We start from the raw sequence: 23,997 nt of genomic DNA, 5'->3' as shown, positions 1-23,997 counted from the left end.
CTTTTGCGCAAGTTGCTGCTCAATTTTATCCAGCCGCAATGCGCCCCGTGTCCGTTATTGCGACCGGTGAAATTTCATCGCACGCCTTCATTTCACCGACAGCAAAGCTAGAAGATGGTGTGACCGTTGAGCCTTTCGCGGTCATTGGCGCTGAGGTTGAGATCGGTGCAAATAGCATTATCGGTTCAGGCGTGAAAATCGGTAACAAAGTAAAAATTGGCCGAGATTGCGCCATAGCTAGCAATGCAGTTATCGAACATGCGCTAGTTGGTGACGAGGTTATCATTCACCCTGGTGTGAAAATTGGTCAAGATGGTTTCGGGTTTTCGATGTCAGCAATGGGCCATTTGAAAGTACCGCAAATTGGACGAGTGATCGTTCAGTCGCATGTTGAGATGGGCGCAAACACCACTATAGACCGTGGCGCGAACCGCGACACCATCATTGGTGAAGGTACAAAGATCGATAACCAAGTTCAAATTGGTCATAATGTCGTGGTTGGTCGCCATTGCATATTGGTGGCCCAAGTCGGCATTTCGGGCAGTACGACCTTAGAGGATTTCGTTGCAATCGGTGGACAATCGGGTGTTAATGGACATGTTACCGTCGGTATGGGCGCGCAAATTGCCGCAGTCAGCGTGGTGCATGGCGATGTTCCTGCAGGCGCTCGATGGGGCGGTGTTCCGGCACGACCGGTGCGCGAATGGTTTAAAGAGCAGCAACTGCTCAAGCGGATGGTAAAAGGTGACAAAGCCAAACGCGATTAGTTAGCGATAGAGACGAAAAAGGCAATACATTATGGATACCGCAAGCGATACAACAACAATGGATAGCGCCGACATTATGCGTGTGATGGAGCTACTGCCACACCGTTATCCATTTTTGATGATTGATAAGATCATAGATATTGATGGCGACAATTCAGCGACTGGCATAAAAGCAGTCACAATCAACGAACCGCATTTTCAGGGCCATTTTCCACACCAACCGGTTATGCCTGGCGTGTTGTTGATTGAAGCGATGGCACAAACAGCGGGTGCTATCTGCGTTGCTGCTGGTGACAACAGCACACCTTCGTTGGTTTATTTCATGACCATCGATAAAGGCAAGTTCCGCAAACCTGTAGTGCCAGGCGATATGGTTCATTTCAAAGTGGTAAAGCAACGCCAGCGCCGCAACATCTGGAAATTTGCAGCACGTGCTGAAGTTGAAGGCGAGTTGGTGGCAGAGGCTGAAATCAGTGCAATGCTAGTGGCTGGTGAAGAATAATTCTGAGAAGCAAAGCGGTCATATGACTAATATTCATCCATCTTCCGTAATTGCAGACACGGTGACCCTTGGCAAAGGTGTTGAAATCGGTCCATTTTGTCACTTATCTGGCAATGTTACGATTGGAGACGGTTCACACCTGCACAGCCATGTTGCCGTATCGGGCAACACGACGATTGGTTCGGGCGCTCAGATTTACCCTTTCACATCTGTTGGCCTTGCGCCGCAGGATTTAAAATACGCTGACGAAGATACCCGTCTGGTTATTGGGAAAAACTGTATTATCCGTGAGGGTGTTACTCTAAACCCCGGCACAGTTACAGGAACAAGCGAAACCACCATTGGCGACAATTGCGCGTTTTTAGCAAACTCTCATGTCGCTCACGATTGTGTTGTTGGCAACAACGTCATTTTGTCTAACGGCGTCTTGCTGGCGGGGCATGTAACTTTGGGTGATCATGTCATTATGGGTGGCGGCTCTGCGGTGCATCAATTTACCCGCATTGGCGACTACGCCTTTGTCGGTGGACTTGCAGGTGTTGAGAACGATGTCATTCCATTCGGTATGGCCTTGGGCAATCGCGCATATTTAGGCGGCGTCAATTTGGTCGGCATGAAACGACACCAATTCGAGCGCAATAGCATTCACGCCGTACGCCAGCTTTATAAAGTTGCTTTTGGAAATCAAGAAGGCACCCTAAGCGCGCGTGTTGAAGAGATAACAGATGAACTCAAACAAGATGCGCAAGTTATGCGGGTTTTAGACTTTATCAGTGCATCCTCTGACCGTGCGTTTTGCATGCCTCGACTAAGTAGAGACTAGAGACGATGGCGGCTCACGACACACCGCCTACACGTAACCCCATCGGAATTGTTGCTGGTGGTGGTGTCTTGCCTGATGAGTTGGCAAAAGCGCTCTCAAAAAACAACACACCATTTTTTGTGGCGACCATAAAAGATGAGACAACAGCAAGCTTTGACCCCGCTGCTTCAAGTGCATTTACTTGGGGTGAAATTGGCAAAATTCTCAAATATTTTAAGACCCACAACTGCAGCGAACTTGTCCTATTAGGGCAGATCACTAAGCGTCCTGAATTCTCTTCGATTATAGGAGACGCTGGAACCATGCGGCTGTTGCCCAAGATTGTCACAGCGATGACTGGTGGTGATGATAGCCTCTTGAGCAAGGTCATAAAACTCATCGAGAATGAGGGCTTTTCGGTCTTGGATATTGAAGGGATTGCCCCTGAGTTATTCCTAGCTGAAGGGCTTTTTGCTGGTCCGCGCTTTCCTAAGAAACTCATCCCAGAGCTCACGCAGGCCCTTGCTGCCCTAAAAGATTTAGGCAAACATGATGTTGGCCAAGCGCTCGTCATAGAAAACGGACGTATCATTGCCGTTGAAGGGGCTGAGGGAACAGATGCCATGTTGGAACGGGTTGCGAATTTACGGCAATCAAAACGCATCTCTCAAAAACCTAAAAACGGCTTTTTGGTCAAAATGACTAAAGCAGGCCAAGACCGCCGCGTAGATCTGCCGACCATTGGGCCCAATACGATCATCAATACAGTGGCGGCTGGCCTTACAGGAATTGTGGGTGAGGCGGGTTCTGTCCTCCTTGCAGAGCGTGATAAAATCAAAGACCTTGCGAAAAAGAACAAGGTATTTCTAATTGGTCATAAGGCAGAAGAATAATGAAAAGACCCCTTCGCATAAGCTTGGTTGTTGGTGAAGCATCTGGTGATGAACTCGGTGCGGACCTTATGACGGCACTTAAAGCAAGGCATTCAGGCCCCATCGATTTTTCAGGCCTTGGTGGCAAGGCGATGCGCGCCGCAGGCCTTGATCCACTTTTCGATATTGAAGAGATCGCCGTGATGGGTATTTCTGCCGTAGTTGGCAGACTTCCTACCATCTTGAAACGGATCAACCAAACCGCACAGACGATCATTGATGAGCGCCCCGATGTGCTGTTTATCATTGATAGCCCAGACTTTACTCATCGTGTCGCCAAGAAGGTTCGGGCGGTTTTACCTGATTTATTGGTCATCAATTACATTTGCCCAAGCGTTTGGGCATGGCGCCCGTCACGCGCGAAGAAGATGACTTCTTATGTTGATCACGTTCTGGCGATCCTTCCCTTCGAACCGGATGCCTTAGAGCGCCTTGAGGGACCACCAGCGACATTTATCGGTCATCCGCTGGGTGAGCATGCCCTTGAACCGCGCGCTATCCCTAAAAAAGGAGAACGGCGAACATTGTTGGTTTTGCCGGGTAGTCGCAGTGGCGAAGTAAAACGCTTACTTCCAGCCTTTAAAGGGACGATTGAAGTTCTATCAAACCGCCGTTCAGACTTTGACATTGTAATTCCTGCCGTAGAGCGCCAAGAGGGCATGATACGCGAGCACATCAAAGATTGGGCGGTGAAGCCAACGGTCGTGACCGGCAATGATGCAAAGAAAGCCGCGTTCACATCTGCTCACGCAGCGCTTACAGCCTCTGGAACTGTTTGTCTGGAATTGACGATGGCAGGTGTTCCTGCTGTTTCAACTTATCGCTTAGACCCGATGGCAAGACAATTGCGCCCGTTTATCAAAGCGTGGAGCGCAAACCTTCCAAATTTGATTTTGGATTATCCAGCAGTTCCAGAATTCTTTGATGAGTTTGTGCGCCCCAACATACTGGCTCGCCATCTTGACCGCTTGCTTGATGGAACGCCAGAACGCAAAGCCCAAACGCAGGCTTGCCTCGCTGTTCAAAAAATCATGGAGCAGGCGAATGATAGGCCTGCGGCTGAAAAGGCAATTGATGTGCTGGAAAAACTGCTGATTAATAGAATTAAATAATCTTCATAAGCTTAGATATTGAAACAAAAAACGCGCCATATAGGCGCGTTTTTTATTCTTGAGATAATTATAAGCCGGAGCTTATTTGCCACGCATATCGAGTGGCACATATTCGCGCACATCTGCACCAGAATAAATCTGACGTGGACGACCAATACGCTGTGATGGATCTTCAACCATTTCTTTCCACTGAGCAATCCAACCAACAGTTCTTGCAAGCGCGAAGAGCACTGTAAACATTGTTGTTGGGAAGCCGAGAGCTTTCAATGTGATGCCTGAGTAGAAATCAATGTTTGGATAGAGCTTCTTCTCGATGAAGTACTCATCCGTCAACGCGATGTGCTCAAGTTCCATAGCAACTTCCAACAATGGATCGTCTTTGATGCCTAGTGAATCGAGAACTTCGTGGGTTGTCTTCTGCATGATCTTCGCGCGTGGATCGTAGTTCTTATAAACGCGGTGACCAAAGCCCATCAAACGGAATGGATCGTCTTTGTCTTTTGCACGGCGAACATATTCAGGAATTTGGTCTTTCGTTCCAATTTCCTCAAGCATGTTCAATGCAGCTTCATTGGCTCCACCGTGAGCAGGGCCCCACAAGCAAGCAATACCAGCAGCAATACAAGCAAACGGATTTGCGCCAGAAGAACCAGCGAGACGAACTGTTGATGTCGATGCATTTTGTTCGTGGTCAGCATGGAGAATAAAGATACGGTCCATTGCTTTTGAAAGCACAGGATTAACTTTATATTCTTCACAAGGAACAGCAAAACACATGCGCAAGAAGTTTGATGTGTAATCCAAATCATTGCGCGGATAAACGAATGGCTGACCGATGTGATATTTGAAAGCCATTGCCGCAATTGTCGGCATTTTCGCGATCATGCGAAGGCTTGCAATCATACGCTGGTGTGGGTCTGTAATGTCTGTGCTGTCATGATAAAATGCTGAAAGAGCACCAACAACACCACACATAATCGCCATTGGGTGCGCATCACGGCGGAAGCCTGTGAAGAAGCGCGCCATCTGTTCATGAAGCATTGTGTGATAGGTTACCCGCTCCACAAAATCTTCTTTTTCCGGTGCATTCGGCAAATCGCCATAAAGCAGCAGGTAGCATGTCTCTAGAAAATCACCATGGTCTGCAAGTGATTCGATCGCGTAACCTCTGTGTAGAAGCTGCCCTTTGCCACCGTCGATAAATGTAATTTCTGAATTACAAGATGCCGTTGACGTAAAGCCTGGATCATAAGTGAACATGCCAGTTTGCGCATATAACGAAGAGATATCGATTACATCAGGTCCGATGACACCAGACTTAATTTGGAAATCAAAGCTCTTTCCATCGATGTTAAGTTGTGCTGTTTTATCTGACATTCTTATCCTCCATGTAATCCCAGCAGGGAACAAACCGACATGGCTCGTAATTAGCTGAGAGCGTACAAGTTTATGAAATTGCACGTGGTTTTCGTTGGCCATTGAGTACCCGATTTAGGTCTCAGGGGCAATACACTGCAACCAATTGACTAGGCGAAAGTAAACTATGAATAAAATCATATTAAGCTTAGGCCTGCCAAGTTGTTGTAAACAAAGACATCTCTTGATGTGGGCTTTTGCTGCACAGCAACATAAATATTTTTTATTGCCCTATTTAATTCAATTGATCTTTGATGCGAGCAAGTGATTCATCACGGCCAAGCAGTTCAAGAACCTCAAAAATACCAGGCGCATTGGTCGTACCAGTCAGTGCGCAACGAAGGGCAGGGCCAACTTTACCAAGCTTCAAATCGTTCGCTTCAAGGAATGTCCTAACTGAGCTATCCAACTCATCGTGATTCCAAGTCTGCACAGTTTCAAGTTCATCAACTAACTTGGATAGACGTTCCTTCGCTTCGTCATTCAAAATGGAAACGGCTTTATCCGTCAAAGGCAACGGAATGCTGTCATAAACAAAAGCTGCACCCTCAATCAATTCAATCAAGGTTTTTGAACGCTCTTTCAAAAGCGGCAGCGCTGCTTGTACTTTCGCGCGCTTATCATCTGAGAGTTTCGCCGCAATCGCATCGCCACCTTCGATCTCAGGCAAGATGCGTTCAATGTGCCCCATAAGCTCGCCGTCATCAGCTTGTCTAATATAGTGTCCGTTAAGGGCTTCGAGTTTTGTAAAGTCAAAACGCGCGGCGGCTTTGTTCATACCGTCAAAACCGAACCAAGCGATCATATCCTCAAGCGTGATAATCTCTTCATCGCCCTTTGCCCAACCAAGGCGAACGAGATAATTTTTCAATGCTTCAGGCAGATAGCCCAACGCGCGATAGGCCTCAGCACCCAATGCACCATGACGCTTTGAGAGCTTCGCACCATCTGCACCGTGAATGAGAGGAATGTGGGCGAATACTGGTACATCCCAATTCATCGCATTGAAAATGGCAGTTTGTCGCGCAGCATTGGTGAGGTGGTCATCACCGCGAATAATGTGGGTAACACCCATATCATGATCATCAACCACAACAGCCAGCATATAGGTGGGCGTGCCATCTGAACGAAGAATAACAAAGTCGTCGATATCTTTGTTAGGAATGCGAACTTCGCCTTGAACTTTGTCTTGAACAATTGTTGTGCCGTCTTGTGGTGTTTTTACACGGATAACGGGATCCACACCCTCAGGTGCCTCAGATGGGTCACGGTCACGCCAGCGCCCATCATAGGCTGGGGAACGACCTTCAGCTTTTGCGGTTTCGCGCATTTCAGTCAATTCTTCAGGCGTTGCATAACAGCGGTAAGCGGTGCCAGCCTCGAGCATTTGGTCCACCACTTCGCGGTGACGGGCAACACCAGCAAATTGAGATATCGGATCACCATCCCAATCGAGGCCTAACCAAGATAAACCATCAAGCAAGGCACCGACTGCTTCATCGGTTGAGCGCTCACGGTCTGTATCTTCAATCCGCAACAGCATTTTACCACCGTATCGCTTGGCAAAAAGCCAATTAAACAGCGCGGTTCTAGCGCCACCAATGTGCAAATAGCCAGTTGGTGAAGGGGCAAAGCGGGTAACTACCTGTTCGGTCATTGTAAGATCTCAAGCTAAAATTTGAGTGATATTGGCATCCAACGCAGTCGCTGGAAATGAACTTTGTTGCCATCTAACACGAAGCATGTTTGCAATGAAGCCGTGTTTTGAACAAAATAGCGTTGAGTAACGAGAGTAAGTGGTGTGGCGTTAAAAAATTTAGATAGCCGTAAGAGGGGGGACACGCGCGCCAGACCCTTTGCTATCGAAGATTTCACGAAGCCGCAGCAATGGATAGAGACAGCCAAATTACTTACTTTTCATTGCAAATTGCAGGTTCATGACGAGGTTGAAAAGGCGGAACCTTTCATCTGGTTCACTGTGGTTTTTCTGTTTGGCGTCGTTGCTTATTTCGCAGCGCCCCAAGAGCCATCACTCTTTGCAGTCTTGCTTGCAACCATCGTGACCGGATTTGTTGCCGTCGTTCTTCGCCATAAAGGTCGGCAGTTTTATTATGCTGCGGCCCTTGCAGCATTGTTCGCTGGTTTCACCGCTGCAACATTTCACACGTCATTAAAAATACAACCATCCGTTTCTCGTTCAATCAATCAAACCATCAAAGCACAAGTGGTAAGCATTGAACGGCGGGCTGATGGATCGCGGCGTATAATTTTGAATAATGTGCAACCGCAAGAACGAGAATTGGATACTCCTTTACCAAACAAGGTCAGACTTCGCCTTTTAAGTAAGAGCGCCATTATCAAAATAGGGGACACTATTCAGGCCAACATCAGACTATCGCCACCCATTGGCCCTGTCATACCCGGAGGTTTTGATTTTAGCCGAGACATGTTTTTCAAAGGGATTGGTGCGTCTGGCTTTATCTATGGAACGCCACAAATTTTAAAAACAGGCACGAATGTAGGCGGGATTGGCAACCGAATTGAACGATTGCGCAACTTAATTGAAACGCGGGTTGTTGATGCGCTCAAAATGTCTGACTTGGAGAATGTATCAGGCTTTGCAACAGCTGTATTGGTTGGAACAAAAGGGGCCATCAAACAGGAAGACAGAAGGGTTTTATCTGTTTCTGGTATCGCGCACTTACTCGCAATTTCAGGCTTGCATATGGCACTGGTTTTCACCTTTGTCATGTTTGCCGCAAGAGCAGGTTTGGCACGCTGGTCTGTCATTGCAAGTGATGTTCCTATCCGAGACATTGCTATTGGCTTGGGGCTATTCACAACTCTTGGTTATTATACGATCTCAGGAGGAAGCATCTCAGCGACACGCGCTTTCATCATGGTGTCGATAATGGCTTTGGCCTTGCTTTGCGGGAGACGTGCATTGAGCGTTCGCAATATTGCTATCGCGGCTTTCCTTATTCTAGCCCTGTCACCTGCCGCCGCAATTGGCCCAGGTTTTCAAATGTCATTCATGGCAACGTTGTTTCTGGTGAGTTTTTCCAGTTGGTGGCTTTTGCCGAAGGTCGACCAGAACGAAAACAAGATCTCAAGATGGAAACGTTGGTTTAATGGTTTCAAACGCTATGGCATTGGTCTCGTCGTTACATCGAGCCTTGCAGGGCTAGCCACAGCGCCAATAGCAGCTTTTCACTTCAATCAATTCGCGCCATTTGGACTTGTCGCCAATTTGCTTGCTGTTCCCGTATTTTCAATTCTCGTAATGCCATTCGGCTTCCTCGGCCTTATCGCCATGCCGTTTGGGTTCGAAGCTTATCCGCTTTTCATCATGGGCCAAGGCATCGTCATTATTCAGCATATAGCAGAATGGTTTGAACTACTTTCAAGAGGGCTATCAGCAGCACCTCAGCTCAATGCCACTTTACTGACGACCGTGTTTTTTATCATGATGATTGCAGCACTATTGAAAACCAAATTACGCTATATTGCGCTGGCGGTCGGATGCGGCATTCTCGCCTTCATGCCGAGCTTAGCGCCGCCAGATATTTTGATTTCAGAAGACGGGAAGACAGTTGCGATTGCAAAAGATCGCGGGCTTATTGTCTCCGGTGCGCGGGCAGGACGGTTTGAAACGAAGGTATGGCGACAAGCACTAGGGTTGCCAGAAAGCCGAACAAAAAAATCGAAACATCAAAGCTTCAACTGCGATCATTATGGATGCATCTACAATGCTGGCACATACTCAGTCGCGCATGTAAAACACCCATCGGCCTTTTATGAGGATTGCCGCAAGGCCTCCATTGTTGTGTCGACGCTTTCTGCACCAAAGTTCTGTTCAAACACTGCATTGGTCATAGACCGTAAAGCACTAAGACAGGGTGGGGCGCATAAGTTGTTTGTTCAAAAAACAAAAAAGGAGGGCGAAACCCTCCTTAATTTCAAAATTCAAAAAGCCATCCCAGACATCAAACGTCCGTGGCACGCTCAGTTTAAACCCTAGAGCCTAATACTGGCGAACAAGACCAACGAGCTTACCTTGAACCTTTACGCGGTCAGGGCCGAAAATACGGGTTTCATAGGCTGGATTTGCCGCTTCAAGAGCAACAGATGCCCCTTTACGACGAAGCCGCTTGAGTGTTGCTTCTTCTTCATCAACCAATGCGACAACAATATCGCCGTTATCTGCTGCACTTTGATTTTTGATAATGACAGTATCGCCATCCAAAATACCAGCTTCAATCATCGAATCGCCACGCACTTCCAACGCATAATGCTCACCATTGCCCATGAGATCTGGCGGTACGGCGATAGAATGAGAATGCTCTTGTATCGCAGAAATTGGTGTACCCGCCGCAATGCGGCCCATCACAGGTATGCTAACTGCCTGACTGCCATCATCTGATGTTTGCAAAGGCGCAGGTTCATGCGTTTTGCCAAGACTGCCTTCAATAACACTTGGAGAGAAGCCTTTTGATCGATTTGCAGATGCAAGGCCCGGCGTCACTGATTCTGGTAGTTTCAAAATCTCTAAGGCCCGCGCACGGTTAGGTAGCCGACGCAAAAATCCACGCTCTTCCAAAGCTGTAATCAATCGATGAATTCCAGATTTCGATTTTAAATCAAGAGCATCTTTCATTTCATCGAAGGAAGGCGGCACGCCACTTTCGCGGAGCCTCTCATTGATGAACATCAAAAGCTCATGTTGTTTTCTAGTTAGCATGGCAGGTAAATCCCGAATCGTTGCAATGGATACAAAACACGAACATATATAGATGTTCTAGTTGTGTTCTGCAACGGTAAATATTCCGTTAAAGAATAAGCCTCGTAATTGAAAAAGTACTAAGAGTGGTCCAAATTGGTCTAAATCTTTAAAACGTAGTGCGTTGATAAACTGATCTGATGATCGGTAATTTGTGTTAGATTAAATGCAAATAGAATTAAAAGGTAAAAACTAGGCATGGCCAAAACACCAAAATCACCAAAAAAGCCCAAGAAATCAGACAAAGCGAGCGCGACGCCCGCGCTTCCCGCGCTTCCCATGTTTTACAACAAGGTGGAGGCTCTTTCTGCCAGCGCCCATGGTGATTTAAAAGTAAAAGAAAACAGCAATGACGTCTCTTTTGCGCGTGAGGCCAAGTCACTCATGCTGACAGCTGTCGAATTTTCCCAAGCCGCTCGTCATTATCCTATTGTATTTGGCACCTCAGACGTTGGCGCCGTCCCTTTAGCTGTAACTGGATACACAGGAAGCGAAAATATTTTCATTGGAGACGATGGCAAATGGCGTGAGGGTGTTTATCTCCCAGCCTATGTTCGCCGTTATCCATTCATTCTAATCGAAAACGCCGATGACGACAGCGTAATCCTAGCGATCGACCCAACCAGCCCGATGATTAGTAAAGATGAAGGAAAGCCACTCTTTGAGGACGGCGAAGGCACTGAAATTGCTAAAGGCATTATGAACCTTTGCGTCTCTTATCACCGTGAGTATCAAAAAACCAAAATACTGTGCAAACAAATTGATGACACAGGCATTTTGATAGAACAATCGGCGGAGGCAACGCTCCCCGATGGCAAGAAGACGCAGGTAACAGGGTTCCGCGTTGTTGACGAAAAAGCATTCAACGCGCTCAGCGACAAAGAATTCAACAAACTTCGCAAATCCGGAGCTCTCTCGTTGATCTATTGCCACCTATGGTCAATGGGCACATGGAAAAACCTGTTCGAATAATCTCGTAGATTGAAATTGGCTGGCCGCGCCTAGAAATTCGTTGGAGCGCCGCCTGCCTCATTTCGTTTTGCTACAAAAGCATAAAGCTCGTCTTTAATGGCTTTGTCCAAGGCGGGCTTTTTGTATTCTTGGGGCATAGAAAGCTGAACGGCTTCAATTGAAATGCTTTAGAACCGCATGATCATGCACGTATCACCAGCTTGAGCGGCGGGCGCATGGGGTGGACGGATAAGCAGGGCGTTGGCTTTGTTAAGAACCGAGAGCAGTGAGCTATCTTGATTATCAAAAGCGGTTGCGACCAGTTGGTTGCCTTGTTCTTGCACATGGCAACGCAAATACCCTTCACGCTGGCTATTCTTTGACATCGGCGCACCAACAACAGCTTCTTGAAGCGGGTAACTTGGGTCACGTTGCTGCATTTGTAACAAAAGCGGTTTTAAAAACAGCAAGCTACACACCAGACTTGAGACCGGATTGCCGGGCATACCTAGCACCAAAACATCATCACCCCAACGCCCAAACATAAACGGCTTGCCAGGGCGCATGGCGATTTTCCAAAAATCAAGCGAAACGCCGCGCTCACCAAAAGCATCTTTGATCAGATCATGTTCACCAACCGACGCGCCACCCAATGTGGTGATAATATCGCAGCCTAACTCGCGTGCTTTATCAAGTGCTTGAGAAATTGCGGTTTTGTCATCCTTCGCGATACCAAGATCAACAGGTATGCCGCCATTGGCGCGCACAAGGCTTGCAACACCAAACGAATTCGACGAAATGATTTGATCAGCCGACGGCGTTTCACCTGGCTGAACAAGTTCGTCACCATTGGATAAGATACCAACCACAGGTCGCTTGTGCACAGGCAGTGTGGGCTCATTCAGGCTTGCAGCGAGGGATAGCGAACGGAAATCAAGCAATGTCCCAGCTTTAAGTTGCACAGACCCTTGCGCGAAGTCGAAACCAGCGGGGCGCACATAATCACCTAGCGGCGGGATTTCTGTCGGCGTGATAGCATCACCCTCACGCACAGCATCTTCTTGAATGAGGATGGTATCAGCGCCCGTTGGAAGCGGTGCACCTGTAAAGATGCGCGTTACTTCGCCAGAGCCTATTTCACCACCAAAACCATGACCAGCAGCAGCTTCACCAATAACAGTGAGCGCTTGATCTAAACTTAGATCTGCATGGCGCACCGCATAGCCATCCATAGCTGAGGCTGCGAAAGGCGGTTGATTACGGGTGGCAATCTTGTCGCTTGCCAACACCATGCCGTCTGCATCATGCAAAGGAAGTTCAATAATATCAGTGGTTTTTGCAGCAGATAAAACGCGTGTCAGGGCTTCTTTAACTGGCAACAACATGGGCTACGCCTTAAAATCGCCGGAAGCACCGCCGCTTTTTTCTGTGAGTTTGATACCCGTAATGGTCATGGAGCGGTCAACGGCTTTCGCCATGTCATAGATGGTGAGACAGGCAACACTTGCCGCTGTCAACGCTTCCATTTCAACACCCGTCTGTCCGCTGCATTTCGCCATTGTTGAAACACGCAAACCGGGTAGGGTATCATCTGCTTTAATATCAACATCCACTTTGGTAAGCGCCAAAGGATGACAAAGCGGGATCAGGTCAGATGTTTTCTTTGCGGCCATAATACCAGCCAAACGAGCGGTGCCGATGACATCACCCTTTTTCGCATCACCATTCACGATAAGGGCCAGCGTTTCAGGCTGCATGATAACAGCGCCTTCAACCCGAGCGGTACGCGTTGTGATTTCTTTGTAGCCAACATCAACCATGTTGGCCGTGCCGTCGCCATCAATATGTGTGAGATGATCGCTTTTGCCGTTCATAGAAATTGCCTCAAGCCGTAACTGTTTGTCGGGTCAAAAGCGTTTTCGTCGCTCCCGCAACATCATCTTGGCGCATCAAGCTTTCCCCGACAAGGAAGGTTGTAATACCAACCGCTTCCATTCGCGCCGTGTCTTCGCCTGTGAAAATGCCGCTCTCTCCAACTAAATGCATGTTGGAAGGCACAGCCGCCGCCAATTCTTCTGAGGTTTTGAGCGTCACATCAAAGGTTTTGAGATTGCGATTGTTGATACCAAGCATTGTCGATTTCAATTTCAACGCACGTTCAAGTTCCGGCATATTGTGCACTTCAATCAGCACATCCATACCGAGTTCAAATGCCTTGTCTTCAAGTGCTACCGCTTCATCATCCGTGACCGAGGCCATGATGATCAAGATACAATCAGCGCCCCACGCACGGGCCTCATAAACTTGATAGGTCTCATAAAGAAAATCTTTGCGAAGCGCGGGCAGGGAGCAGGCTTCACGCGCTTGAATTAGAAACTCAGGCGCGCCTTGGAAAGACGGGCCATCAGTGAGGACAGACAAACACGCAGCGCCACCGGTCGCATAATCACGCGCATGGGCAGGCGGGTCGAAATCTGGTCGGATCAAACCTTTGGACGGGCTTGCCTTCTTGATCTCAGCAATCAGACCGTATTCACCGGCGTCTTTCTTGGCATCCAATGCTTTTAGAAACCCACGCGGTGCTTCTTGATCCGTAATTTTCGCCTTCAAATCATCCAGCGAGACAATGGCTTTTGCCGCCTCAATTTCTTGACGCTTATAAAGTTCGATCTTCTTTAGAATGTCAGTCATGACGCGTTTGATACCTCAACGAGTTTATTGAGCGCACCCATGGCACGGCCAGACGCAATACTGTCACGCGCAAGTGCCACGCCGTCCGCCCAGTTGTCAGCCTTACCAGAAACAACAAAGCCAGCACCTGCATTAAGCAGGATGGTGTCAGTATGGGCGCTTGTTTCGCCCGAAAGTACAGCCTTTAGTGCCTCCGCATTAACAGCAGCATCCCCACCTTTAATGGCAGAAAGCGGGGCAGTTGTAATACCAACATCAGACGGGTTTAGAATTGCATCAGTCAATTCGCCGTCTTTTAAGATGCAGGCCTTTGTCGGGCCAGAAATTGAGATCTCATCCAGTCCGCCATCACCATGAACAACCCAAACATGCTTTGAACCGAGCGCTTGCAATGTTTCAGCCATTGGGCGCACCCATTCTGCTGAAAACACGCCAATCATTTGACGCGAAGCATTGGCGGGATTGGACATGGGGCCGAGTAGATTGAAAATCGTGCGAGTGGCTAATTCAACGCGGCAAGGGCCGACAAAACGCATTGCCGCATGATGGTTCGGCGCGAACATAAAGCCGATTCCCGCTTCACGGATACAACGAGCAATCGCGTCAGCATCCGCTTCCAAGTTAAGCCCAAGCGCACTTAGAACATCACCAGCGCCAGACTTTGACGACATTGCCTTATTGCCATGTTTCGCAATCGGAACACCGCCGCCAGCAAGCACGAAGGCTGATCCGGTAGAGATATTAAACGTGCCAGAACCATCACCGCCTGTACCGACAATATCAACAGCATCGTCAGGCGCATCAACAACAGTCATCTTGGAGCGCATAGTAGTTACAGCGCCGACCAGCTCATCAACAGTTTCACCGCGCACCCGTAACGCCATCAAAAACCCGCCAATTTGGGAAGGTGTCGCCTCGCCAGACATCATAATGTCAAACGCTTGCTTAGCTTCCTCGCGGCTGAGGCTTTCACCCGTAGCGATTTTGCCAATTAGCGGCCTTAGATCAGACATGGAAATTGCCCCTTAAACTTTCTCAGACACTGTTTTCGCAATATCGAGGAAATTACGCAACATGTGATGTCCATGTTCGGACGCAATGCTTTCTGGATGAAACTGCACGCCATGCACAGGGTGATGGCGATGCATCACACCCATAATGGTGCCATCATCAGCACTGGCCGTGACCACAAGGTCATTAGGCACGGATTTCGGGTCAATGGTGAGGGAATGATAGCGCGTGACGTTCACAGGCCCGTTCAGGCCTTTAAAGACGCTGATTCCTTCATGGCTAATGGCACTGACCTTGCCATGCATCAAACTGTTCGAACGAACAATATCGCCACCATAGGCTTGGCCGATGGATTGATGGCCTAAGCAAACCCCGAGGATCGGAACCCGACCCGCTGATTTTTCAATCAACTCAAGACAAATGCCAGCTTCATTGGGGGAACAAGGACCAGGTGACAAAATGATGCCTTCTGGCTTTAACGCCAAAGCCTCATCAGCTGTAAGCGCATCATTACGGCGAACATCAAGTTCAGCGCCAAGTTCACCCAAATAATGAACCAGATTGTATGTGAAGCTATCGTAATTATCGATGACCAAAAAGCTCATAGCTATTGCCCCCGCGATGATTGACTAGAAAAACGAACGGCTTCTTCTGCTGCTCTAAACAGGGCTTTCGCTTTGTTGACGCATTCTTGGAATTCACTCTCAGGATCAGAATCGGCAACAATACCCGCGCCCGCTTGCACATACATCTTGCCATCTTTGACAATGGAGGTGCGAAGTACGATGCAGGTATCCATATCGCCGTCAGCTGTGAAATACCCAACACAACCAGCGTAGATGCCGCGTTTTTCGTGTTCCAGTTCGTCAATGATTTCCATCGCCCGCACTTTAGGTGCGCCCGAGACAGTGCCCGCAGGAAAACCAGCAGCAAGGGCTGCGATCATATCGTGACCATCAGCCAATCGGCCTTTGACGTTTGAGACAATGTGCATGACGTGGCTGTAATATTCGAGGAAGAATTTATCAGTCACTTCTACAGAGCCAATTTCAGAAACGCGACCAACATCATTACGCCCAAGGTCAAGCAACATAAGGTGTTCGGCCAATTCCTTTGGATCACTTAGTAGGTCATCCGCATAGGCTTTATCTTCAGCATTCGTCGCACCGCGTGGACGGGTGCCCGCAATTGGCCGCACAGTTACGTCACCATCGCGCACTCGAACCAAAATCTCAGGGCTGGAACCAGCGACGGAGAAGCCATCATATTTCAGATAAAACAAATAAGGGGCAGGGTTGGTGCGACGTAACGCGCGGTATAGTGAGAACGGCGGCAGGGTGAATTCAGCCTCAAAACGCTGAGCAAGCACCACCTGAAAAATATCACCTGCGGCAATATAGTCTTTGGCCCGAGCGACCATGTTCAAATAGTCGGCTTTTTCAGTGTTGGATGAAATGTTGATTTCAAAATCAGCTTCGCCACCAATAGCAGAGCGGTCAATCGGTCCATCTAATTGGTCGATGACTGTACGCAATCTATCAATTGCTGCTTCATAAAGCCGATCAGCGTCCTCGCTAGTGCCGTTGTTTCTTACAGGCGTAACAACAATGATCTCGTCTTTTACATTATCGAAAATTACGATCACCGTCGGACGGATCATGATGGCATCAGGCGCGCCAATTGGGTCGGGATTGATATCCGGCAAATGTTCAATCAATCGGATCGTGTCATAGCCGAGATAACCAAACACGCCGGCCGCCATTGGAGGCAAGGTCTCTGGTAGGGGAATATTCGATTCACTCACCAGCTCACGCAGGGCATCCAAGGTTGGAAGCGCGCAAGGCGAGAAAGCTTGCGAATTGGTCAGTGCTTCCCGATTGATTTCAGCCTCATTACCAAAGGCACGAAACACGATGTCAGGATCGACACCAATGATAGAATATCGAGCACGGTTCGCACCGCCCTCGACAGATTCCAACAAGAAGCAATTCTCGCGCGATGTTGAAAGTTTCAACATCGCGGATACGGGTGTTTCAAGGTCAGCTACCAGACGCGTGTAAACGAGCTGGCTTTCGCCCTTTGAGAAGCGCTGAGTGAATTCAGGTTTTGACGGTTCAAACATTGTACTAGTAGTTGTGCCCACCACCATGCTGCTGGCGGTCAAGATCGGTTGCAAGAGCTATGGCTTCAGCGTTGATGCTTGTACCTTCACGGTTTCTAACGCGCACTAAGTAAGTTTCAATCACATCATTCTGGATTGCTTGAAGAACTTGCTCAGTGCCAGTTTCTGTGGCTTCAGCCTTTGGTACTTTTACTTCTTTGATATGAAGCACAAACACTTGGGTTGCTCGATCACCTACGGCAGTCGTAACAAAGCCTTCAGCACCATTAAAGGCGAGGGCAACGGCTGGGCCGCTTAGACCGTTAGCAGGCTCTCCGCGTTTAACACCACTTACCGTTTGAACCTCTTTTGCAACTTCAAGAGCGAGCGCTTGAATGGCGCGGCCTTCTTTCATCTTAGCAATAATACGGTCTGCCTCAGCGGCAACGGCTTTGTCCGTCTCAACAGCTACCCAATCAGCGACAACTTGGCTTTTAACTTCATCAAGCGTTTGATCGCGCGCTTCTTTAACATCGGTTACTTCAAACCAAAGATAACCATCGCGACCAACTTCAATCACATCGTTTTCAACACCGACATCTGTTTGATAAGCTTCATCAAGCAGATTGTTTAGGGCAGGCGTGTTTTCGTCGATCTCGCCACCCGCAGCCAATGCACCCGATTTAGCCACGTCAGCGACGGTCACAAGTTTTACTTTGAGCTTTTCAGCAATTTCCTCAAATGTTTCACCCGCCAAACGCGCTTCTTCTACCTGATCGAGCTTCGCAGATAATTCGCGATTGCTTTGATCCGCCGCGAGTTCTTTCTTGATGGCGCCCAGCGATTGTTCAATCCCTTGGGTTCCGCCACCTTCAACTGCATCAACAATGATAATCACCTGGCCAAAGTCTGCCGCTACAGCGTCACTTGGTTTTCCAACTTCCAAACCAAAGGCAACATCAGCGAGTTTTTGATCGATCAAAGCAGACTTGGTTGATGACCCAAGCTCTAGATCGTCTTTGGTGAGGTTCAACTCAGCCGCAACTTCATCGAAAGACTTGCCCGCTTTGATCTTATCAGCAGCTTCCTGCGCTTTTGCTGTCGTATCAAAGGTCATTCGTCTGATTGTCCGAATTTCAGGCGTCTCAAACCGGCTTTTGTTAGCGTCGTAATAAGCACGCGCTGTTTCATCTTTGATTTTGCTTTCCCAACCAAAATCAGACGTCAAAACAACCAAATATTTCAGTGAGCGATATTCTGGTGCGCGGTAACGCAATTTGTTCTCATTGAAATAGGTTGAGAGTGTTGTGTCATCAGGATCAGAAACAGCCTGAATGTCGCGAGAATCAAGTTCAATGAACTCAATCGTGCGTTCTTCATTGGTATGAAGGCTAACTGCCTCCTTCAAAACATTGGGAACAGCCACATCTTGTGTCAGCGCATCAACAATTTGACGGCGCGAATAAGTGCGGCGTTGCTCTTCCAAAAACTGGCTCTCGGTAAACTGGTTGGAATAAAGAATTTGCTGATAGCGGCCCGCGCTAAAATTACCTTCTCCATCCAAAAATGCCGGATCTTTCAAAATTTCTTCTGCAAGACGGTCATCAGAAATACCAACACCGAACTCATTGGCACGGTCATCAAGAGCTGCTTGATTAATCAAGCGACCCAATACTTGTTGGTCGATACCAAACTGTTGCGCCTGCTGCGACGTTAGGCGACGGCCAAACTGCTGGCTTAAACGACCGATTTCACCAACATACTGGCGTTGAAAGTCTGTACTGCTGATTGTCACGGAACCAACAGTTGCCAAATTACCTGACGCGAAATTGAACGATGCACCGGTAATGCCCCAAACAGCAAAACTTGCAATTAGGAGGCCTAAAAGAATCTTTGCAATCCAAGTTCCAGCAGCACTTCGCAGAAATGTAAGCATTTGACGTATTACCTTTGTCTTTAAACGTGTTTGCGCGACATTATTCACCAACGCTTCTTGTCGCAAGCGCTTATGGCGTAAATTTTGGATTATTGAGGTCTGCGATGTGTAACTTTTACGTTTTTCTTCGCATTTACCCTAATATCAACCCAAACAACACCTAAACTGTTGGAGATGAAGCGGCTTTAACAATTGCAATTGACTGCATACTGCGCTCTGATAAACCGAAATATGAATAATCAGTGAGGAGCAAATATATGTCTATCAAACCACTCGTTGCAGGCAATTGGAAAATGAATGGCCTGAAATCTGCGAAAGCTGAATTCGAGGCGATGCAAAGCCAATATGATAGTAGCTTGCAAGCCGTGGTTGACCTAATGATTTGCCCACCAGCAACCTTACTGAGCGCTTTAGCATCAACAAGCGGCGCGGTATCATTAGGGGCGCAAGATTGTCATGTGAATGTGAGTGGTGCTCATACAGGTGATTTGTCGCCTGAGATGCTACTTGATAGCGGCGCAAGTGCCATTATTGTCGGCCACTCAGAACGCCGTGCGGACCACGGAGAATCAAGTGAACTTGTGAGAGAAAAGGCAGAAGCTGCCAACAGAGCAGGGGCCAGAGCCATCATTTGCGTTGGTGAAACCAAAGATGAGCGGGAAGCGGGAAAAGCAGAAGAAGTGGTTATAGGCCAACTCTCAGCATCCGTTCCAGACAATGCAACAGCACAAACAACCATCATTGCTTATGAACCAGTATGGGCGATCGGCACGGGCCTAACGCCAACAGCAGACGATGTTGCCGAAATTCACGCGGCGATCAGAAAAGCGCTGGTTGAGCGATTTGGTAATGGTGGCGCTGACTTTAACATCCTTTATGGCGGCTCCGTTAAACCAGCAAATGCGAGCGAACTTATGGGCGTTGAAAATGTTGATGGAGCCTTGGTTGGTGGTGCAAGTCTTAAAGCAGATGATTTCCTTGGCATCGCAAAGAGCTATCTAGGCTAACCGCTAACTGGCACTTAACAAATTAGCGCGAAGACTTTTTGATGAGTTTTAGCTGGTCAAACAGCGACAAGTCTTGTAAGGCAACCCATCAAACGCTATGTGTAGCGCAGATTATAGAACAACGAATTACAAAGATTAGGAACTAAAGCGCATGGAAACGGTACTCATCGTTATTCATTTGGTCATCGTGGTCATTATGGCTGGTGTCATTTTGCTACAGCGCTCTGAAGGCGGCGCGCTTGGTATTGGCGGCGGCGGCGGCAGTGGCGGCTTTACAAGTCGTGGTAGCGGCAACGTTATGACCCGCATAACGGCAATTCTTGCAACGTTGTTTTTCCTAACATCAATTACGTTGACTATTATTGGCAACTACGGCGGTTCTTCTATTCTAGATCGTGTTCCTGGCGGTAGTGGCGATGGCACAATTCAGCCACTCGCTCCAATCAGCACACCAAGTGATAGCAGCTCAACTGCGCCAGCACCGCAAGTGCCTTCAACGAATAATGAAGGCCCACAGGTGCCAACTGGCAACTAATCGTTTCGCAATTTAGCGAAGACTTTCTCGATTAACATCAACTTCGCAGGGGAAAACTTTCCCCTAGCGATAAATATGTTTGGCATTCATCTCCATAACGGTAATCTGCAAGCCCATGACACGGTATATTTTCATCACTGGTGGCGTGGTTTCTTCGCTTGGAAAAGGTCTTGCTTCAGCTGCTATTGGCGCAGCGCTACAAGCACGCGGCTATAAAGTCCGACTGCGGAAACTCGACCCTTATCTAAACGTTGACCCAGGCACTATGAGCCCGACTCAACACGGCGAAGTCTTTGTAACTGATGATGGGGCAGAAACTGACCTCGATCTTGGTCACTACGAGCGTTTTACGGGGCGCTCTGCGAACAAGAAAGATAACATCACCACTGGCAAAATTTATCAATCAATCATCGGCAAAGAGCGCCGCGGCGAATATTTGGGCGCGACAGTGCAAGTTATTCCGCATGTGACTGACATGATCAAAAACTTCGTGCTTGATGGCAACGAAGAATACGACTTCGTGCTTTGCGAAATTGGCGGTACAGTTGGCGATATTGAGGCTTTGCCTTTCTTCGAAGCGATCAGACAGCTTGGCAATGATTTGCCGCGCGGGCAGGCAATCTATATTCACCTTACATTGATGCCGTATATTGCCAGTGCTGGTGAGTTGAAAACAAAGCCAACACAGCACTCTGTGAAAGAACTGCGTTCTATCGGCATTCAACCTGACATCCTGCTTGTGCGCTGTGATCGTGAGATACCGCGCGGACAACTCGCAAAACTGGCTCAGTTCTGTAACGTGCGTGAGTCCGCCGTTATCCCAGCGTTGAACGCAAGCAGCATCTATGAAGTGCCTTTGACTTATCACGATGTTGGCCTCGACCAAGAAGTACTCAATGCGTTTGGCATTGAGGATGCTCCAGAGCCTGACTTGAAGCCTTGGCAAGATATCTGCAACATCATGAAAAACCCTGAGGGCGAAGTAACAATCGCAATCGTGGGTAAATATGTTGATCTGCATGATGCTTATAAATCTCTGATTGAAGCATTGACCCATGGCGGAATCGCCAACAAAGCCAAAGTCAATTTGGAATGGATTTCTTCTGAGACCATCGAAGAAGACGATCCCATTCATCACCTTCAAAATGTGCATGGCATTTTGGTTCCTGGCGGGTTTGGCCTGCGTGGTGCTGAAGGTAAAATCAAAGCTGTCCAATATGCGCGCGAGCACAATGTTCCGTATTTCGGCATCTGCTACGGCATGCAAATGGCCGTTCTCGAAAGCGCGCGCAATCTTGCTGGCATTGAAGATGCGTCATCGTCAGAGTTTGAAAATGGCGGTCAAACCATCGTTGGTCTTATGACCGAATGGACCCGTGGTAACGCACTTGAAAAACGCCAAGATGACGGCGACATGGGCGGCACCTTGCGCCTTGGTGCTTATCCTGCAAGCTTGGCAGCTGATAGCAAAATTGCTGAAATTTACGGCGCCAACGAAATTTCTGAACGCCACCGCCATCGTTATGAAGTGAACGTGGGCTACAAAGAAACGCTTGAAGATGCAGGCCTTGTTTTTGCTGGCCTATCACCTGACGGCATTTTGCCTGAGACTGTTGAGCGCACAGACCACCCGTGGTTTGTCGGCGTGCAGTATCACCCAGAGCTAAAAAGCCGTCCATTAGAACCGCATCCGTTGTTTTCTTCATTTATTGAAGCAGCGCTCGTTCAAAGCAGATTGGTGTAACAGCCAATGATACGCGGTTTAGATCATCTTGTGTTGCCGGTTTCTTCCCTAGACATTGCACGTCAACGCTATGAAGCACTCGGCTTCTCAGTCAACAAAGATGGCATCCATCCGTTTGGCACATCAAACTGCTGCGTGTTCATTGAAAATGGCGTCTATCTCGAACCAGTGGCCGTTTATGATGAGGCTTTGGCAGCGCAATATGCGAAACAAAACAGCTTTGTCATGCTTGATGCTAAATTCCGTGAGATAGTTGGCAATGATGGCCTCGCTGCACTCTCTTTGCAAACGAATGATTCTGAAGAAGATCGGAAGAGTTTTACACCGCCTTACGAAGTGGGAGCGGGTAACTTTGAATTTTCGCGCAAGGCAATCCATCCAGATGGCAGTGAAGACACGCTAAACGTTGCGCTTACCTTTTGCATGAACCCTAGTTCTCCAGCCTTCGGTCTTTTCACCTGCGAATGGCGAGGCGACCCAGCTGTCGTGGCAAAAATCAAAACAGCACCAGCCCATCCCAACACGGTCTTGGCAACCATTGGTGTAGACCTTGTCTCCAACGACATACCAAACGCGCTTGCATACCTAAACCACGCCTTTGGTGCCAAATTTGAAAGCATAGGCAATGACCGTTACGCTTTAACAACGCCAAACAGTCTCATCACCCTTCATAAAGGTGATAAGCCATTGCAAGCATCAAGCGTTACCTTTTCTGCCACTTCCGTCCAAGCAGTAGCCGATTGCCTTGAAAAAGCTGGAATAGCTTTTGATAGTGAAGAAGGAACTATTGTAGTCGCACCTGCACAAGGGCAGGGCGTCACCATGAAGTTTACAGAAAAGACAACGCTCGCATGACCCAAGCACCAAATTCACGCGTAGAAGCTGGCAATGTATCATTCGACAACACAGCGCCCTTCGTTCTGATTTCCGGCCCATGCCAAATGGAAACCCGCGATCATACAATGATGCTTGCTGAAAAAATCAAAACCATGGCCGACAAGCTTGGCATTGGTTATGTCTTCAAAGCATCCTTTGATAAAGCAAACCGCACCAGCTTAAGCGGCAAACGCGGTATTGGTCTTGAGGCTGCTCTTCCCATTTTTGAAGAAGTCCGCAAAACCTTCAACATTCCCGTATTGACGGATGTTCACACAGAAGAACAATGCGCGGCGCTGGATGGATCTGTCGATATTCTGCAAATCCCAGCTTTTCTTTGTCGCCAAACAGATCTGCTCATTGCGGCAGCAAAAACTAATTGCATTGTGAATATCAAAAAGGGGCAGTTCCTAGCCCCTTGGGATATGGCAAACGTCATTCAAAAAGTGATCGAAAGCGGCAACAACAACGTCTTGCTCACTGACCGTGGCACCAGCTTTGGCTATAATACGCTTGTGTCTGATTTCAGAGGATTGCCAACGATGGCAGAAACGGGTGCGCCTGTTGTTTATGACGCGACGCATTCGGTTCAACAACCAGGCGGTCTTGGTGGCTCATCAGGCGGACAACGGCAATTTGTGCCCGTTCTAGCCCGTGCAGCCGTCGCTGTTGGTGTTGCTGGATTGTTTATGGAATGTCACGAAGACCCAGATAATGCACCATCGGATGGCCCCGTCATGGTGCCGCTTGATCAGATGGAAGCGCTTTTGACGAGCTTAAAAGCACTGGATGATGTCGCGAAGAAAAACACATTCTCCTTCGCGACTTAAAGTT

21 protein-coding genes and 1 pseudogene are annotated in these 23,997 nt (G+C 48.2%); 12 read left to right on the top strand and 10 right to left on the bottom strand.

Translation table 11 applies throughout. The features are described from left to right. From lpxD to lpxB, 5 genes are all read left to right on the top strand, one after another. Positions 1-767 (top strand): UDP-3-O-(3-hydroxymyristoyl)glucosamine N-acyltransferase (gene lpxD / locus ABJO30_11115; GenBank protein ID MEP3233367.1); only part of this gene is annotated, 767 nt, incomplete at its 5' end. Between the two features lie 31 nt (positions 768-798). Next, positions 799-1,269, top strand: coding sequence for a 3-hydroxyacyl-ACP dehydratase FabZ (gene fabZ, locus ABJO30_11110; protein MEP3233366.1), 471 nt, complete (start codon positions 799-801; stop codon positions 1,267-1,269). A gap of 22 nt (positions 1,270-1,291) precedes the next feature. Continuing rightward, on the top strand, positions 1,292-2,092 hold the full coding sequence (gene lpxA / locus ABJO30_11105; protein ID MEP3233365.1) for an acyl-ACP--UDP-N-acetylglucosamine O-acyltransferase: 801 nt from the start codon (positions 1,292-1,294) through the stop codon (positions 2,090-2,092). Between the two features lie 5 nt (positions 2,093-2,097). Next, positions 2,098-2,964, top strand: a complete 867-nt coding sequence (gene lpxI / locus ABJO30_11100; GenBank protein ID MEP3233364.1) for a UDP-2,3-diacylglucosamine diphosphatase LpxI — start codon at positions 2,098-2,100, stop codon at positions 2,962-2,964. Continuing rightward, entirely contained in the window at positions 2,964-4,115 is a 1,152-nt protein-coding gene (gene lpxB, locus ABJO30_11095) for a lipid-A-disaccharide synthase (protein ID MEP3233363.1), read from the top strand. Before lpxI ends, lpxB begins: the two co-directional genes overlap by 1 nt. 81 nt (positions 4,116-4,196) lie before the next feature. Here lpxB and gltA read toward each other — a convergent pair whose 3' ends face one another. Further along, positions 4,197-5,492 (bottom strand): citrate synthase, encoded by a 1,296-nt coding sequence (gene gltA / locus ABJO30_11090; protein MEP3233362.1) that lies wholly within the window; start codon positions 5,490-5,492, stop codon positions 4,197-4,199. Between the two features lie 274 nt (positions 5,493-5,766). Continuing rightward, positions 5,767-7,188 (bottom strand): glutamate--tRNA ligase, encoded by a 1,422-nt coding sequence (gene gltX / locus ABJO30_11085; GenBank protein MEP3233361.1) that lies wholly within the window; start codon positions 7,186-7,188, stop codon positions 5,767-5,769. A gap of 144 nt (positions 7,189-7,332) precedes the next feature. Here gltX and ABJO30_11080 point away from each other — a divergent pair, with 144 nt between their 5' ends. After that, positions 7,333-9,552, top strand: a complete 2,220-nt coding sequence (locus tag ABJO30_11080; protein MEP3233360.1) for a ComEC/Rec2 family competence protein — start codon at positions 7,333-7,335, stop codon at positions 9,550-9,552. A gap of 3 nt (positions 9,553-9,555) precedes the next feature. On the opposite strand, the gene lexA is transcribed toward ABJO30_11080, so the two are convergent. Continuing rightward, positions 9,556-10,272: a transcriptional repressor LexA gene (gene lexA / locus ABJO30_11075; protein ID MEP3233359.1), complete on the bottom strand. Its 717-nt coding sequence runs from the start codon at positions 10,270-10,272 to the stop codon at positions 9,556-9,558. A gap of 237 nt (positions 10,273-10,509) precedes the next feature. Here lexA and ABJO30_11070 point away from each other — a divergent pair, with 237 nt between their 5' ends. Continuing rightward, entirely contained in the window at positions 10,510-11,283 is a 774-nt protein-coding gene (locus ABJO30_11070; GenBank protein ID MEP3233358.1) for a SapC family protein, read from the top strand. A 167-nt stretch (positions 11,284-11,450) separates the two neighbouring features. Here the strand turns inward: ABJO30_11070 and glp are convergent, their stop codons facing one another. Genes glp through ABJO30_11035 form a run of 7 tightly spaced genes read right to left on the bottom strand, consistent with a single transcriptional unit; the run spans position 11,451 to position 19,001 of the window. Next, positions 11,451-12,647 (bottom strand): gephyrin-like molybdotransferase Glp, encoded by a 1,197-nt coding sequence (glp, locus tag ABJO30_11065; protein MEP3233357.1) that lies wholly within the window; start codon positions 12,645-12,647, stop codon positions 11,451-11,453. A 3-nt stretch (positions 12,648-12,650) separates the two neighbouring features. Next, a complete protein-coding gene (gene moaC, locus ABJO30_11060; protein MEP3233356.1) occupies positions 12,651-13,136 on the bottom strand; it encodes a cyclic pyranopterin monophosphate synthase MoaC in 486 nt (161 codons plus the stop codon). A 10-nt stretch (positions 13,137-13,146) separates the two neighbouring features. After that, a complete protein-coding gene (gene trpC / locus ABJO30_11055) occupies positions 13,147-13,953 on the bottom strand; it encodes an indole-3-glycerol phosphate synthase TrpC (GenBank protein MEP3233355.1) in 807 nt (268 codons plus the stop codon). Then, entirely contained in the window at positions 13,950-14,966 is a 1,017-nt protein-coding gene (gene trpD / locus ABJO30_11050) for an anthranilate phosphoribosyltransferase (GenBank protein MEP3233354.1), read from the bottom strand. The genes trpC and trpD overlap by 4 nt, the downstream gene beginning before the upstream one ends. Before the next feature lie 12 nt (positions 14,967-14,978). After that, positions 14,979-15,569 (bottom strand): aminodeoxychorismate/anthranilate synthase component II, encoded by a 591-nt coding sequence (locus ABJO30_11045; protein MEP3233353.1) that lies wholly within the window; start codon positions 15,567-15,569, stop codon positions 14,979-14,981. 2 nt (positions 15,570-15,571) lie between these two features. Next, a complete protein-coding gene (trpE, locus tag ABJO30_11040) occupies positions 15,572-17,086 on the bottom strand; it encodes an anthranilate synthase component I (protein MEP3233352.1) in 1,515 nt (504 codons plus the stop codon). Between the two features lie 4 nt (positions 17,087-17,090). Continuing rightward, positions 17,091-19,001, bottom strand: a complete 1,911-nt coding sequence (locus ABJO30_11035) for a SurA N-terminal domain-containing protein (protein MEP3233351.1) — start codon at positions 18,999-19,001, stop codon at positions 17,091-17,093. Between the two features lie 257 nt (positions 19,002-19,258). Between ABJO30_11035 and tpiA the strand changes: the two genes are divergently transcribed. The 5 genes and pseudogenes from tpiA (at position 19,259) to kdsA (ending at position 23,993) form a co-directional block, all read left to right on the top strand. Then, a complete protein-coding gene (tpiA, locus tag ABJO30_11030; GenBank protein ID MEP3233350.1) occupies positions 19,259-20,008 on the top strand; it encodes a triose-phosphate isomerase in 750 nt (249 codons plus the stop codon). Between the two features lie 151 nt (positions 20,009-20,159). Continuing rightward, positions 20,160-20,435: pseudogene (gene secG, locus ABJO30_11025) on the top strand (preprotein translocase subunit SecG). A gap of 223 nt (positions 20,436-20,658) precedes the next feature. After that, positions 20,659-22,287, top strand: coding sequence for a CTP synthase (locus ABJO30_11020; protein ID MEP3233349.1), 1,629 nt, complete (start codon positions 20,659-20,661; stop codon positions 22,285-22,287). Positions 22,288-22,293: 6 nt separating this feature from the next. Further along, a complete protein-coding gene (locus tag ABJO30_11015; GenBank protein MEP3233348.1) occupies positions 22,294-23,142 on the top strand; it encodes a VOC family protein in 849 nt (282 codons plus the stop codon). Next, positions 23,139-23,993 carry a 3-deoxy-8-phosphooctulonate synthase gene (kdsA, locus tag ABJO30_11010; GenBank protein MEP3233347.1) on the top strand — a complete coding sequence of 285 codons (855 nt, stop codon included), beginning with the start codon at positions 23,139-23,141 and terminating at the stop codon, positions 23,991-23,993. The genes ABJO30_11015 and kdsA overlap by 4 nt, the downstream gene beginning before the upstream one ends. Positions 23,994-23,997 lie beyond the last annotated feature (4 nt).

It is taken from the genome of Hyphomicrobiales bacterium (assembly GCA_039973685.1).
Taxonomy (GTDB): domain Bacteria; phylum Pseudomonadota; class Alphaproteobacteria; order Rhizobiales; family JACESI01; genus JACESI01.
Note: the sequence above shows the minus strand (reverse complement) of the source record. Positions and strands in the feature narration are given on the sequence as shown.

Coding starts and splice junctions, on each gene's coding strand:
- fabZ (MEP3233366.1), top strand. CDS start 799: ATGGATACCGCAAGCGATACAACAACAATGGATAGCGCCGACATTATG.
- lpxA (MEP3233365.1), top strand. CDS start 1,292: ATGACTAATATTCATCCATCTTCCGTAATTGCAGACACGGTGACCCTT.
- lpxI (MEP3233364.1), top strand. CDS start 2,098: ATGGCGGCTCACGACACACCGCCTACACGTAACCCCATCGGAATTGTT.
- lpxB (MEP3233363.1), top strand. CDS start 2,964: ATGAAAAGACCCCTTCGCATAAGCTTGGTTGTTGGTGAAGCATCTGGT.
- gltA (MEP3233362.1), bottom strand. CDS start 5,492: ATGTCAGATAAAACAGCACAACTTAACATCGATGGAAAGAGCTTTGAT.
- gltX (MEP3233361.1), bottom strand. CDS start 7,188: ATGACCGAACAGGTAGTTACCCGCTTTGCCCCTTCACCAACTGGCTAT.
- lexA (MEP3233359.1), bottom strand. CDS start 10,272: ATGCTAACTAGAAAACAACATGAGCTTTTGATGTTCATCAATGAGAGG.
- ABJO30_11070 (MEP3233358.1), top strand. CDS start 10,510: ATGGCCAAAACACCAAAATCACCAAAAAAGCCCAAGAAATCAGACAAA.
- glp (MEP3233357.1), bottom strand. CDS start 12,647: ATGTTGTTGCCAGTTAAAGAAGCCCTGACACGCGTTTTATCTGCTGCA.
- moaC (MEP3233356.1), bottom strand. CDS start 13,136: ATGAACGGCAAAAGCGATCATCTCACACATATTGATGGCGACGGCACG.
- trpC (MEP3233355.1), bottom strand. CDS start 13,953: ATGACTGACATTCTAAAGAAGATCGAACTTTATAAGCGTCAAGAAATT.
- trpD (MEP3233354.1), bottom strand. CDS start 14,966: ATGTCTGATCTAAGGCCGCTAATTGGCAAAATCGCTACGGGTGAAAGC.
- ABJO30_11045 (MEP3233353.1), bottom strand. CDS start 15,569: ATGAGCTTTTTGGTCATCGATAATTACGATAGCTTCACATACAATCTG.
- trpE (MEP3233352.1), bottom strand. CDS start 17,086: ATGTTTGAACCGTCAAAACCTGAATTCACTCAGCGCTTCTCAAAGGGC.
- ABJO30_11035 (MEP3233351.1), bottom strand. CDS start 19,001: ATGCTTACATTTCTGCGAAGTGCTGCTGGAACTTGGATTGCAAAGATT.
- tpiA (MEP3233350.1), top strand. CDS start 19,259: ATGTCTATCAAACCACTCGTTGCAGGCAATTGGAAAATGAATGGCCTG.
- ABJO30_11020 (MEP3233349.1), top strand. CDS start 20,659: ATGACACGGTATATTTTCATCACTGGTGGCGTGGTTTCTTCGCTTGGA.
- ABJO30_11015 (MEP3233348.1), top strand. CDS start 22,294: ATGATACGCGGTTTAGATCATCTTGTGTTGCCGGTTTCTTCCCTAGAC.
- kdsA (MEP3233347.1), top strand. CDS start 23,139: ATGACCCAAGCACCAAATTCACGCGTAGAAGCTGGCAATGTATCATTC.